At 72.5% G+C, this 12,869-nt stretch carries 11 protein-coding genes; 8 read left to right on the top strand and 3 right to left on the bottom strand.

The window, feature by feature from the left end:
* Positions 1-58: 58 nt before the first annotated feature.
* Together EF387_RS07180 and EF387_RS07175 are read right to left on the bottom strand one after the other, a co-directional pair.
* On the bottom strand, positions 59-1,510 hold the full coding sequence (locus EF387_RS07180) for a hydrolase (RefSeq protein WP_128375654.1): 1,452 nt from the start codon (positions 1,508-1,510) through the stop codon (positions 59-61).
* An 8-nt stretch (positions 1,511-1,518) separates the two neighbouring features.
* Positions 1,519-2,667 (bottom strand): eCIS core domain-containing protein, encoded by a 1,149-nt coding sequence (locus tag EF387_RS07175; protein WP_338058092.1) that lies wholly within the window; start codon positions 2,665-2,667, stop codon positions 1,519-1,521.
* A gap of 234 nt (positions 2,668-2,901) precedes the next feature.
* Between EF387_RS07175 and EF387_RS07170 the strand changes: the two genes are divergently transcribed.
* From EF387_RS07170 to EF387_RS47380, 4 genes are all read left to right on the top strand, one after another.
* Entirely contained in the window at positions 2,902-4,479 is a 1,578-nt protein-coding gene (locus EF387_RS07170) for a phage tail sheath subtilisin-like domain-containing protein (RefSeq protein WP_128375652.1), read from the top strand.
* A 131-nt stretch (positions 4,480-4,610) separates the two neighbouring features.
* The gene (locus tag EF387_RS07165; RefSeq protein ID WP_128375651.1) at positions 4,611-5,054 is read left to right on the top strand and encodes a phage tail protein; all 444 of its coding nucleotides are present in this window, start codon (positions 4,611-4,613) and stop codon (positions 5,052-5,054) included.
* Entirely contained in the window at positions 5,054-5,560 is a 507-nt protein-coding gene (locus tag EF387_RS07160) for a hypothetical protein (protein ID WP_128375650.1), read from the top strand. The genes EF387_RS07165 and EF387_RS07160 overlap by 1 nt, the downstream gene beginning before the upstream one ends.
* Complete coding sequence (locus tag EF387_RS47380) at positions 5,557-5,715, top strand: DUF6760 family protein (protein WP_202918166.1); 159 nt, start codon at positions 5,557-5,559, stop codon at positions 5,713-5,715. The genes EF387_RS07160 and EF387_RS47380 overlap by 4 nt, the downstream gene beginning before the upstream one ends.
* Here the strand turns inward: EF387_RS47380 and EF387_RS46610 are convergent.
* A complete protein-coding gene (locus EF387_RS46610; protein WP_155589745.1) occupies positions 5,664-6,797 on the bottom strand; it encodes a hypothetical protein in 1,134 nt (377 codons plus the stop codon). The two genes, EF387_RS47380 and EF387_RS46610, sit on opposite strands and share 52 nt — an antisense overlap.
* A gap of 2,131 nt (positions 6,798-8,928) precedes the next feature.
* Here EF387_RS46610 and EF387_RS07145 point away from each other — a divergent pair.
* From EF387_RS07145 to EF387_RS07130, 4 genes are all read left to right on the top strand, one after another.
* Positions 8,929-9,627 carry an extensin gene (locus tag EF387_RS07145; RefSeq protein WP_155589744.1) on the top strand — a complete coding sequence of 233 codons (699 nt, stop codon included), beginning with the start codon at positions 8,929-8,931 and terminating at the stop codon, positions 9,625-9,627.
* Between the two features lie 187 nt (positions 9,628-9,814).
* On the top strand, positions 9,815-10,240 hold the full coding sequence (locus tag EF387_RS07140) for a phage tail protein (RefSeq protein ID WP_128375646.1): 426 nt from the start codon (positions 9,815-9,817) through the stop codon (positions 10,238-10,240).
* A 17-nt stretch (positions 10,241-10,257) separates the two neighbouring features.
* Positions 10,258-10,980, top strand: coding sequence for a CIS tube protein (locus tag EF387_RS07135; RefSeq protein ID WP_128375645.1), 723 nt, complete (start codon positions 10,258-10,260; stop codon positions 10,978-10,980).
* Complete coding sequence (locus EF387_RS07130) at positions 10,980-12,857, top strand: VgrG-related protein (RefSeq protein WP_128375644.1); 1,878 nt, start codon at positions 10,980-10,982, stop codon at positions 12,855-12,857. Before EF387_RS07135 ends, EF387_RS07130 begins: the two co-directional genes overlap by 1 nt.
* The last annotated feature ends 12 nt before the right edge of the window (positions 12,858-12,869 follow it).

Genomic DNA, 12,869 nt, shown 5'->3' with positions numbered 1-12,869 from the left:
CACTTCACGGTTCACCGGGCGAACTCACAGACGCCCGGTGAACCGGTGAACCGCACCCTCACACGGTCAACTTGACCGCTTCGAGCCACAGGTCGTTGCTCAGGGTGCCGCCGAAGATGAAGCCCTCGCCTTCGCCGGGCTTGTCACATCCCATGCCGTGCCAGCCCTCGTTGCGGACGTGGGCGGTCTGGCAGACCGCGCCACCGCCGTTGTCGACGTTGATGGTGAAGCCCAGCATGTCGGCGGCGTCCTGCTTGGCGGTGCCGAAGTAGTTGTCGATGCCGTCGGGGACGCCCGACCACGGCTTGTTGTAGTAGCCCTTGCCGTCGGTCGACCCCGGGTTGTGGATGAAGGCGGCGCTGGATGTGCCCTTGGTCCCGGCCACCGCGACGTTGAGGGCCTTGATCGGCCGTTTCTCGCCCACCGTGCCGGCCGTTTCGCCGTCGCACACCGCGTCCGTCCAGCCCTTGTCCTTCACGAAGGCCCGGTAGCAGATGTGCCGTCCGCCCGGGTCGTCCGCGGCCAGCCGCTGAACGGCCGTGGCCGCGGTCTCCTCCGGAGCCTTCTTCTTCTCCTCGGAACCACCGCCCGCCCCGCCTCCGCCTCCGCCCCCGCCACCGCCCTCGCCCCCGGCGGCCGGCGGCTGCGCCGCGGGCGGGGGTGTCGTGGCGGGAGCGGTCGGCATGGGCGGCGGCGGCGGAGGCGACGCCGAGGGGCTGGGCGCCAGGGTGCTGACACCGGCCTCGTCGAGCCGCTCCGTGGCGGCGCTGCGGACCTGGGGCTTGTACGCGATCCACAGCATCACGAAGGTGATCGCGAGCGCCATGAAGACACCGAGGAAGGTGGCGAGCCAGCGCGGCAGGAACCCGCGCTGCACATACGTGCCCTCGACGTCGAGCGGCGCGACTCCGGAGCGCTGCACGGCGAAGGTGTACGGCCGCTCCTCCTTGGACCCGAACCAGATGATCTGCCGGGGTTTCAGCGTGGCCTTCACGAAGGCGGCACGCCCCGGCTCGATCTGGACGTTGCTCGGGTACAGGTCGTACGAGAGCTGATCGCCGTTGTCGCTCCCGCTGACGGAGGCGGTGAGCTTCGTGTTGCCGAGGTTGTCGACGGCCAGCTTCGGCCGCCCCCGGAACCGCCCCTTGACGGTGGGCGGTAGGAGTTCCGCCCGCACCTCCGTGAAGGGCGTGATCGTCAGGTTGCCCTCCGGGACGGTGACCGCCTCCGGGTGCTCGGTCGGCGTGATGCGCACGGCGTACGGATTCGGCCCCGCCGTCGCGTCCGGTGTGCGCGGCGGCGCGAACGTCAGGTCGACCGTGCCCGTCGTCCCCGGATACAGCCGGAGCGTCTGCGGCTCCACCGTCGTCCAGGGCGCGACGTCACCGACGGGCTCGAAGCGGTACTCGTCGACGACGTCACCGGTGTTGCGCAGGCGCAGCCGTACCCGGGTGCTGCTGCCCGGATCGACGGTCGCGGAGGCGGGTTCGAGGGAGGTCCACAGGCTCATGTCGGCGCTCACCACTTCGTGTTGTAGATGACCCAGGACTCGCCGTAGAGGTAATTGCCCTGCGGGTCGTACACGGTGGTCTCCGCCTGCAGTCGCTCCGGGATCTTCGTCGAGTAGTAGGTGTCGATGTCCGCCGCGACGGAACCGGTCGCGCCGAGGGACGCTCCGGTCACTTTGCCGTAGATCGCCCACACTTCGTACTCGACGATGTTGCCGTTGGCGATCTCCTTCTTCACGTTGTACTCGGCCATGCTGTGGTGGTTGCCGTTGCCGGTCTTGGTCAGGGGGGTGAGGTTGTACAGGGTGTCCCCGGGACCGCCGACGTTGTCGTTGAGCAGGTGGCCCTGGACCATGTAGGTGGAGAACCACCGCGCGGTGGCGCCGCTGCCCCTGGGCCACCACGACGGCTTCACGCGCGGGGACGATCCCCGGGGGATCTGTCCCGGGTGCAGTTCCGCCTTCATGTAGGTCCCGGCCCCGGCGCCCGGGTCCAGGCTGCCGTACTGCACGTACGGCTGGCCGACGTAGGCCCGCTGCACGGTGTCACCGACGACCGGCTCCGAGGCGGTGTCCGACGGCCCGTCCGCGGCCGTGCGCTGCACCGGGGCCGACATCACCCGCCGGGCGGTGTCCTCCGCCTCCCGCTCCGCGTGGTCGCCGGGGCTGCTGACCCGCAGCCCGCTGCCGTTGTCGGTGCCGGGAACGGGTCCCCGGCTCTGCTGCAGGACGTGCTGCAGTTCGTGGGCGAGGGTGTGCTTGTCCGTGCCGCCCGGGCCCAACACCACATGGCTGCCGGAGGTGTAGGCCCGCGCGCCGATCTCCGTCGCGGACCGCTGGGCGACGGTGTCCGTGTGGATGCGTACGCCGCTGAAGTCGACGCCGCCGAAGCGGCCCTCCATCTCGGTCCTGAGCGGCTCGTCCAGCGGCCGGCCGGGGGAACGCAGCACCTGGTGCACCGAGGAACGCTGGACCGACGGGCCGTGACCGCAGTTCCCGTCGTGCTCGTGGCGCTGCTCGGCGACGGCGCGTGCCACGGCCGCGTTGCCCGCGGAGCGCTGCAGCGCCAGGAGCCGGTCGGCGGGTGTGCGCGACGGCACGGTCCGAGATGCGCTGTCCCGGCCACCGGCTTTGTCGGTGCGTTCTTCCTGTACGCGCACTGCGCTCCCCTCCACGGCTGGTCCGCCAGCCTTACGTGCGGGTGCCGTGTACGGGGAGGGCCTGGGGGGCAGCCTCACGGGCAGTGTGCGCGGCTGACCGGGCAGGCGCCGGGGTCGGCTTGCCCGTCGGGGCAACAGCTCTGCCCCCGAACAGGTCCCGGAGGACGTTTCGGCGATGCGCTTCGCGCGTGAGGGTGAGAGGCGTCCTGTCTCGTACCCCGAGGAGAGCAGAGCATGCCGTCCTACCTGTCGCCCGGCGTATACGTCGAGGAGGTGGCCAGCGGCTCGCGTCCCATCGAGGGGGTGGGCACGTCGGTGGCGGCCTTCGTCGGACTCGCGCCGACCGGGCCGCTGAACCAGCCGACGCTGGTGACCAACTGGTCCCAGTACGTCGCGGCCTTCGGCGACTTCACCGACGGCTACTACCTCGCGCACTCGGTCTACGGGTTCTTCAACAACGGCGGCAGCGCCGCGTACGTCGTGCGGGTCGGCGGCACGGCCGAGGGCGCGGCGGGCAGCGGTGCCCCGGCCGCCGTCGGCGGGTCCGCCGCACCGGCCGCTCTCCCGGCGGGCGAGCCGAAGCAGCTGGGCACCTTCAGCGTGACCGCCATTGCGGGCGGCTCGCTCAGCGTCGAGGTCGCCGACCCCGAGGGCGAAGGTCCGGCCGAGCGCTTCAAGCTGATCGTCAAGGACGGCGACAAGCCCGTCGAGACCTTCGATGTGACCGCCAAGAAGGGCGGCCGCAACTACGTCGTCACCCAGGTGAAGGAGCGCTCCAAGCTCATCACCGTGCAGGAGTCGGCGCCCGCGGCGCAGCTGGCGCGGCCGGAGAACCAGACCGTGGCGCTGGCGGCCCCCGCCGCCCCCGTCCCGGTCGCCCCCTCCGCGGCGAGCGACGCCCACCCCGGCCCGGCACACTACCTCGGCGACTCCGCGGACCGCACCGGCTTCGGCGGCCTGGAGGCCGTGGACGAGATCTCCATGGTCGCCGTCCCGGACCTGATGGCCGCCTACCAGCGCGGCGCGATCGACCTGGAGGCCGTGAAGGCGGTCCAGCTCGGTCTGATCGCGCACTGCGAGCTGATGGGCGACCGGGTCGCCGTCATCGACCCGCCGCCGGGCCTGAATGCCCGTCAGATCCGCGTCTGGCGCCAGGAGACCGCGGGCTACGACTCCAAGTACGCGGCTCTGTACTACCCCTGGGTCAAGGTCTTCGATCCGGCCACCGGCCAGTCCCGCGTGATCCCGCCGAGCGGCCACGTCGCCGGCATCTGGGCCCGCAACGACTTCGAGCGCGGTGTGCACAAGGCGCCCGCCAACGAGGTCGTACGCGGCGCGGTGGACCTGGAGCTCCAGATCACCCGCGGCGAGCAGGACCTGCTCAACCCCATCGGCGTCAACTGCATCCGCGCCTTCCCGGGCCGCGGCATCCGCGTCTGGGGCGCTCGCACCATGTCCTCCGACCCGGCCTGGCGCTATCTCAACATCCGCCGGTACTTCAACTACCTGGAGGAGTCGATCCTGCTCGGCACCCAGTGGGTGGTGTTCGAGCCGAACGACCACAACCTGTGGGCCCGGATCCGGCGCAACGTCTCGGCGTTCCTCGTCAACGAGTGGCGCAGCGGCGCCCTCTTCGGCCAGCGGCCCGAGGAGGCGTTCTACGTCAAGTGCGACGAGGAGACCAACCCCCCGGAGTCGGTGGACGTCGGCCGCGTGGTCTGCGAGATCGGCATCGCCCCGGTCAAGCCGGCCGAGTTCGTGATCTTCCGGCTGGCCCAGTTCTCCAGCGGCAGCGGGGAGTTGGAGGAGTAGGACCGGCCGCCTGCGCCCGTCCGCCAGCGCCCGTCGGCCTGCGCCCGTAGCCCTCGCACACCGCCTCGTACGGCTCCCCGTACGGCGTCTCGTACGCAATCACCAAGAACCCTCAGAAGGACAGAGAACAGATGAGTCTCAGCCCGGGTGACGCCCTTACCTCACACAATTTCGGTCTCCAGATCGACGGCGTGATGGTCGAGTACCTCGCGGAGGTCAACGGCCTCAGCATCGAACAGGACGTCATCAAACACCTGTCGAACTCGGCGCAGGGCAGGCCCGAGGTCAGTCTCATGCCGGGCGTGCAGAAGGACGGGCAGTGCACCGTGGTGCGCGGAATGACCCAGTCCCCGGCGTTCACGACGTGGATCAACGACTCGATCTCCGGCCAGATGAGCACGGCCCGCAAGAACGCCTCCATCATCATGATGGATTACCAGAACAATCCGGTGAAGCGGTACAACATGCGCAACGCCTGGTGCAGCAAGATCGACGCCAGTGCCCTGAAGGCCGGCGAGGCCTCCGCGCTCACCGAGACCGTGACCATCGTCTTCGAAGAACTGGTCATCGAGTAATGCGGCGTACGGCTGCCAGGGCGGGCGCGGGCCCGGTCGTGGACGCACCGGTGCCGGCGACGGCGGCGACGCCGCCGGAGCAGACCGTCGCTCCGGCTCCCGCTCCCGCGCCCGCCCCGGTGTCGGTGGCGCAGCAGCTGCGGACGGAGTTTCCCTTCGAGCTGCCGCGCGGCTACGTCGACGATGCGGGCACCGTCCACCGGGACGGTGTGATGCGCCTGGCCACCGCCCGGGACGAGCTGATCCCGCTGCGGGACGTCCGCGTCCAGGAGAACCCCGCCTATCTGTCGGTGGTCCTGCTGGGCCGGGTCATCACCCGCCTCGGCACGCTGGCGATGGTGCACGACGGGGTGGTGGAGAACATGTTCGCCTCCGACCTCGCGTTCCTGCAGGACTTCTACCGGCAGGTCAACGCCGAGGGCCACACCCGTGCCGCCGTGGAGTGCCCTCACTGCTCGGAACCCTTCGAGGTCGAACTCGGCGGGAGCCGCCTGGGGGAATCGTGACGTACGCGACCGACCGGCTGCACGAGGAGATCGCGTACGTCGCCTACCACTTCCACTGGAGCCTGGAGGAGATCCTGGACCTCGAACACCAGGACCGCCGCCGCTACACGGAACAGATCGCGTCCCTGGTGACGCGGGGCGGGGCGGAGGGCTGAGACGTGGGGTTCCTCGACCGACTGAGGGGCGGCCCGGCGACGACGGCCGCGCGCCGCGCGTCCGGGACGGACCCGGCTGCCGGGGCGAGCCCGGCCGTCGACGCGAACTCTGCTGCCGAGGGCCGCAGTTCCGCAACGATCCCTGCCGTCGATGCGAACTCGGCTGCCGGAGGCGGCGGTTCCGCTCGTGCGGACTCGGGTGCGCGGGCACCCGCGGATGCGGGCAGGGACGTGGCGCCCGGGTCGGCCTCGGCGGCGGGCTGGGTGGCGTTGCCGCCGATCCAGCGGGCCGCCGTCGGGTGGACCGGTGTCGCCGACTCCGGGTTCGGCGGGCGGCTCAGCACCTGGCAGAACCCCTCCTTCACCGGGACCCTGTCCCACGCCGTCCTCGACGGAGCACCAGGTGGCCTGGTCAGGGACGCGCTCACCACGTCGGCGAGGCCCGTCTCCGGACTCGAACCGCCCTCACACACCCTTCCGCCGGTGCGCGCCGACCGCCCCGGGGCCGCGGACGACGTGCGCGACGACACGGCACCGGTGCAGCGCGCGCCGCGTCCGGTCACGGCGTCCCGACCGGCGGGCCCCCGGGTGACGCCCGTACCGCCCCGGCAGCACCGGCCGTCCCGGTCGGACTCGTTGACCAGGGCGTCCGCCCCGCCCGCCGGGCAGCGACGGGCTCTGCCGGTGGCGCGCCGGGACGACGCCATGGGCATCACCGGGACCGGGGGCCGTACCGCGCCGGGCTGGGCCGCCCCCGGGGCGCCCGACGGCGAACCATCCCCAGCGGCCGGCCCGGTCGGCCCACGCGCCGCCGCATTCGGCAGCCCGACGCCGACCGTTGCGGGCGGCCCGGCTCCTGTCCGTGCCGACAGTCCGGCGTCCGGTGGCGGTTCCGCGGCCGACTCCGCCGGCCGGGCTGCCGGGACCGGCGGTACGGCGACCCGCTCCGGCAGCGCGGCGGTCAACGTCCAACGGGCGACGACCGGTTCCGGCAGCGCGGCGGTCAACGTCCAACGGGCGACGACCGGTTCCGGCAGCGCGGCGGTCAACGTCCAACGGGCGACGATCGGTTCCGGCAGCACAGCGTCCGCGCCCGGTACAAGTGGCCCCGTCGGTACGGCATTCGGCCCCGGCAACCCGGGCCCCGGCCGCGTACCCCCGACAACCGAACGCGGTGCCAAGGCAACCCGCCCGCCCGGATCGACGGCCGACCGTGCGACCGCTCCCATCGGCACGCGTACAACCGGCGTCGGCGCCGGGGCGGCGACCGGCGCCCCCGCCGACAGGTCGCCCGGCCCCGACGGCGCCGCTACCGTCAGGCCTGATGCCCCGCGTGCCGCGTCCGGCAAGGCGGGGGCCGATGCCGGACGGGCGACGACCGACTCCCGGGGCGCGGGGACCGACTCTTGGGGCGCGGGGACCGACTCCCGGGGCGCGGGGACCGACTCCCGGTCCGCGTCGACCGACTCTCGTGGCTCGGCGACCGACTCTCGTGGCTCGGCCGTCGACTCTCGTGGCTCGGCCGTCGAGCGTGCCAAGACGACCGCCGGTCGCGACATCGCAGCGGCCATGCCCGGCAACGCAGGGCTGAACGTCCAACGGGCGACGACCGGCCCCAGCGGCACGACGTCCGGGCAGGCCGCAACGACCACCGCCTCTGACACGACGACCACCGGTACCGGCAATGCGGGGACGGCCCGCGTCCAGAAGGCGACCACCACCCTGGGCAACAGCATGACGACCGGCCCTACCGGGACGAACACGGGTCCCAGCAGGACCGGCGACGGCCCCAGCCGCGTGGCGGGGGGCCTCGGTCGCACGGCGGATGGGCAGAGCAGGACGGCGAACAGGGGCCCGAGCGGCACAGCAACCGGGCCCAGCGACACGGGAGTCGGCCCGGGCGGCACTACAACTGAACCGAGCAACATGACAGTCGGCCGGAGCCGCACGGCAACCGGCCCCGGCCACACAGCACATGGACCCAGCAGGACAGCGGACAGCCCGCACGGCACGGCAACCGGCCCTAGCAGCACGGCAGTCGGCTCGAGCGTCACTGCGGGCGGCCCGAGCAACAGGCAGTCCGTCCCGAGCAACAGGCAGTCCGTCCCGAGCAACAGGGAGTCCGGCCCGAGCGACAGGGAGTCCGGCCCGCGCAACAGGGAGTCCGGCCCGCGCGACGCGGTGGTCGGTGTGCGGCGGGCTCTCATCGGCTCCAGTGGCACGTCGACGGCTTCCCTCGGAGCGGCGACCGGTCCCAGGGACGCGGTGGCCGACCCGGGCGGCCCGGCGGCTCACTCCGGCAGCCCGGCGGTCAACGTCCAACGGACGACGACCGGTTCCAGCCGGACCGCGGACTCAGCCGCCGCAACCGGCCCCGCCGGTACCGCGACCGGCCCCGGTGACCCCGCCCCCGGCCCCGTCCACCCGACAACCGACCACGGCATCCGAGCGACCCGCCCGGGCGGACCGACTGTCGGCCCTGTCGGCACGGCGACCCCTCCCAGCCGCACACGTACGACCGGCATCGGCGACCCGGGAGCCGGTTCCACCGGTACGGCGACCAGCCCCGGCGCCCCGGCCGGGACGGCTGCCGCCGCCAACCCGGTTGTCTCCGGCCGGGGTCGGGGCGGCCCCGCCACCCCGGTTCCGCCGGGCGCGCCGTCCGTCGCGGGTCCGCGCCCGGTGCAGCGGAGCGCCTCCGGCCCGGTCCGGCGCATGGGCCTCGGTGCGCCGACCTCGGGGAACGTGTCCACCTCCGGCCCGGGGGCCCGGCCCCCCGTCGCCACGGCCACCCCACCGACCTCGCTTCCTTCGGCCCCGCCGAACTCCCCGGACCGGCCCACGAATCCCACCGTCGCCGCGAGCCACCCGCCGCAGCGCCCCCTGCTCGGTGCTACCCTGTCCGCCCCGCCCGCGGGCGCGAAACCCCTCTCCGGGCCGCCCGCCGTCCAGCGCGCGGCGGCGGTGCGTCAGGGAACGGCACCGGACCGTACTCCCGCGGCACCGGACCGTACGCCCGGACCGGGCACGCGGACCCCCGGAACTCCGACGCCCGCGCCCGCGCCGATACCGGCACCGGCACCGGCGGAACGGCCCCACCGGCCTCCGGCCGTACCGCTACGGGCCCCGGCCACCGACCCGCATGCCGTACAGCGCGCCACGAGGATCGCCCCCGCGGAGAACGGTGGGCACGCGTCCGCGACGGGCGCCCCCGTGCGTGGCCTGACCCCCGCTCGTGCCCTCGCCCCCGCCCTGGCGCCCGCGGCGCCCCCCGCCGGGCCGCAACGGACGCCCCCGGCCGCCGTCCCGCTGCGCCGCTCCGCGCCGGGCACCGCACCGGCGGTTCAGCGGGCCGTGGCCCCCAGGACTCCCGTCGGCCGTGCCGTGCCCCTCCTCTCGGCCGCCCCGCCCCTCGTGACCCCCGGGACGATCCCGCAGGCCCCACTCCGGTCAAGTACCTTTGCAGCCCCGCCAGTTGTCCAGCGGCAAGCGGCTGCCGCGCCCAGGACGCCCCAGGCATCCGGCAACGGCCCCGGAAACATCCGCGCCAACGCCTCCGCACCCGCACCCGCCCCGGCACCCGCACCCATACAGCGGGACACGGGCCGTCCGCCGCTGCCTGCGCCCGCCACGACCACCACGGCCGTTTCGCCCGTCTCGGCCCGCGGCACCTCGTCGCGCGGCTCGTCCGGGTCCGGCTCCGCCGATGACCCGCCCCCGACACCCGCCCCCGGCGAACCCCCGACCGGGGACACCCCGGTCGCCAAGGGCCACTTCGACCCCCGCTCCCTGACCGACTTCCAACTCGACGAGCTGACGCACCGGCTGGTCGGCCGGATCACCCGGCTGGTCCGTACCGAACTGCGGCTCGACCGGGAGCGGATCGGCAAGCTCCGCGACCCCCGCCGCTGACTCGCCGCCACCGGCACCCGACGACCACAACTCACAACTCACAACGCACAGCCCACGACTCACGACCCCGACCGACGACCCACGCCCCACAACCCACGACCCACGACCCACGACCCACGACCCGAGAACGACCCCGCACCGCCCGCACCGCCCCGCACCACCGACGTCCGCAGAAAGGCCGGCCCCGATGTCCCGCGATCTCGACCCGGGCTCCACCATCTTCTTCACCCTGACCATCGACGGCGAGAGCCTCGGTTACTTCAACGGGTGCGAAGGGCTCTCGTCCGCGGTGGAGATCGAGCAGCACCAGGAGGGCGGCAACAACGGGTTCGTGTGGCAGCTTCCGACGCGCGTCACCTTCTCCACCATCCGGCTGACCCGCCCGCTGACCCCGGACACCACCAAGGTCGCGGCCTGGATCTCCTCCGTGACCACCGGGGTCAAGCGGCCGACCGCGCAGATCGCCGCGTTGCGCGCGGACGGTTCGGAGGTGGCCCGCTGGGGGCTGATCGACGTACTGCCGGTCAGCTGGCAGGGCCCCTCCCTGGACCCGGCCAGCCCGGCCGTCGCCACGGAGGTCCTGGAGATCACCCACCACGGGTTCACGGACTGAGGGGCGGGACCACAGCCATGGCAAAAGGGAGCAAGGGCGCCGGCAAGAGCCTGGTGCGCGCCACGCTGGCCATCCACGAGCCGCCGGTCGGCACCAGCACCACCCCGGGCGCGCTGATCAAGACGTTCAAGCTCGACTTCAATCCGGCGCAGCTGACGCTGAGCCGCCGCGCCCAGTGGAAGACGACGCCCACCGCGGCGGTGCGCGACGGCAACGTCCCGGAGTTCATGGGGCCCGAGCCCAGGGAGATGACGGTCGAGATCTTCCTGGACTCGTCCCTCGACCCGAACAGCAACTCGGTGCTGAAGAAGGTGGAGTCACTGATGGCGTGCTGCGAGGTGACCACGAAGAGCATCGCCGCCAAGCAGCCCTCGCCGCCCTGGGTGGTGTTCCAGTGGGGCTCGTTCTCCACGGCCCGCTTCACCGCGTACGTGAGTTCCGTGGAGGCGACGTACTCGCTGTTCGGCACGACGGGGGTGCCGATCCGGGCCACCTGTCAGGTGACGCTGCACGAGATCCCCAGCAAGGCCAAGGGGCAGAATCCGACCTCGGGCGCGCTCACGGCGCAGCGCGTGCACCGCGTCGTCGCGGGCGACTCGCTGCAGTCGCTGGCCTGGCGTGAGTACGGCGACGCCGCCGCGTGGCGGGCCATCGCCGAGGCCAACGGCATCGACGACCCGGCCGTACTGCCGTCCGGCACGGAACTCCTGCTGCCGTCGGCCGAGGAGGTGCGTTCCTGATGGTGCAGCCCGCGTACTCCACGCTCATCCAGGTGACCATCGACGGCAAGCCGCTGCCGCCGGACTACGCCCCGATGCTCGTCGACGGCTGGGTCGACCAGGGCGCCGGGGTGCCCGCCGCGTTCCGGCTCACCTTCCGGGACCCGGACCGGGAGATCCTCGGCGAGCTGGGCATCAGGTTCGGGACCAAGGTGGTGCTGACGCCGATCGCCGATGGCCAGGGAGCCTCCGACCCGCTGCTGACCGGCGAGGTCACCGGCCTGGAGGCGGACTACGACGGCACCGGCACGTTCACCGTCGTCCGCGGCTACGACGCCGGGCACCGCCTGGTGCGTCGGCGCCGGGTGGCCGCGTACAAGAACCAGAGCGCGTCCGACATCGCCCGCAAGCTGGCCAAGGAGGACGGTCTCCCCCTCGGTGCGATCGACGCGACGAAGAACGTGTACGAGTTCATCAGCCAGGCCAACGTCACCGACTGGGACTTCCTCTCCCGGCTCGCCGACGAGAACGGCGTGGTCATGTCGGTGAACGCGAAGGGGAAGTTCGAGTTCGCCAAGCCAAAGCCGGCCTCCGGGGCGCCCGCGGTCGGTACGGACGGCGACCGGAGTCCCTTCGTGCTCCAGGCCCGCCGGGACATCCTGCGGCTGCGGGCCGCCGTCACCGCCGCCGACCAGGTCGGCAAGGTCGAGGCGCGCGGCTGGGACACCACCACGAAGAAGAAGCTCACGTCCCTGTCGCTCGCGACCAAGAACGCCGGGATCAGCATCGGTACCGCCCCGGGCGAGGCCGCCAGGAAGTTCAAGACCTCCACGCTGGTCGAGACCGGCACGCCCTACGACAAGCAGGCCGAGGTCAAGTTCGCCGCGGACTCGCTCTCCGACGACGTGACCTCGTCGTTCGCCGAACTCGAGGTGGCCGTGCGCGGCAACCCCAAACTGCGGCCCGGCGTCCCGGTCACGCTGACCGACGTCGGAGACCCCTTCCAGGGCAAGTACACCGCCACGTCCGTACGGCACGTCTTCGGCGACGGGCAGCACTACGAGAGCTGGGTGACCTTCACCGGACGCCAGTGGCGCTCGCTGTACGGGCTGGCCTCCGGGGGCGGCTCGGCCGCCGAACCACGCCTGCCCAGCGTGGCCAACGCCATCGTCACCAACGTCCAGGATCCGGACATGCAGGGGCGGGTCAAGCTCCAGTTCCCCTGGCTGGACGACCAGTACGAGAGCGACTGGACCCGGGTGACGCAGTGGGGCGGCAAGGGCGGCGGCGGGATCTTCCCGCTGGACGTGGACGACGAGGTCCTCGTCGCCTTCGACCGGGGTGCGCTGGACCACCCCTTCGTCATCGGCGGCCTCTACAACGGCAAGGACAACCCGACCGTCGTCAAGGACGTCCCGCTGCACGACGGGCTGCGGAAGAAGGCGATCCGGCACACCCTGTCCGACCGGCAGGGCAACCGTGTCGACCTGCTCAGCCAGACCACCGGCGCCCGCAAGCAGGGTGTGCGCGTGGTCAGCGGTGACGGCAGTCTGACCATCAACCTCGACCGCACCAAGACCGAGATCACCGTGGACAGCAAGGGCACGGTCAGCATCAAGGGCGGCAGATCGGTGTCGGTGGAGGCCGGCACCGACCTCACGCTGAGCGCGCGGCGCAAGCTGACCATCAAGAGCGGCGGTCTGCTCGACCTCCAGGGCCGCACGGTCAACGTCAAGTCGCTCGGCGGGGCCGTGGCGGTGGACGCGGTGGGTGCCCTCAGCCTCAAGGCGGCCGGGACCGTCCAGATCAACTCCGTCGGGCAGGTGGGCGTTCGCGCGCTCAACGTCGGCCTCATGGGCATCGTCACGGTCAACAACAAGCCGTATCCGATCCCGTGACGGCCGAGACGC

This window comes from Streptomyces cavernae (assembly GCF_004023625.1).
In the GTDB taxonomy this organism is placed as follows: Bacteria; Actinomycetota; Actinomycetes; order Streptomycetales; family Streptomycetaceae; genus Streptomyces; species Streptomyces cavernae.
Note: the sequence above shows the minus strand (reverse complement) of the source record. Positions and strands in the feature narration are given on the sequence as shown.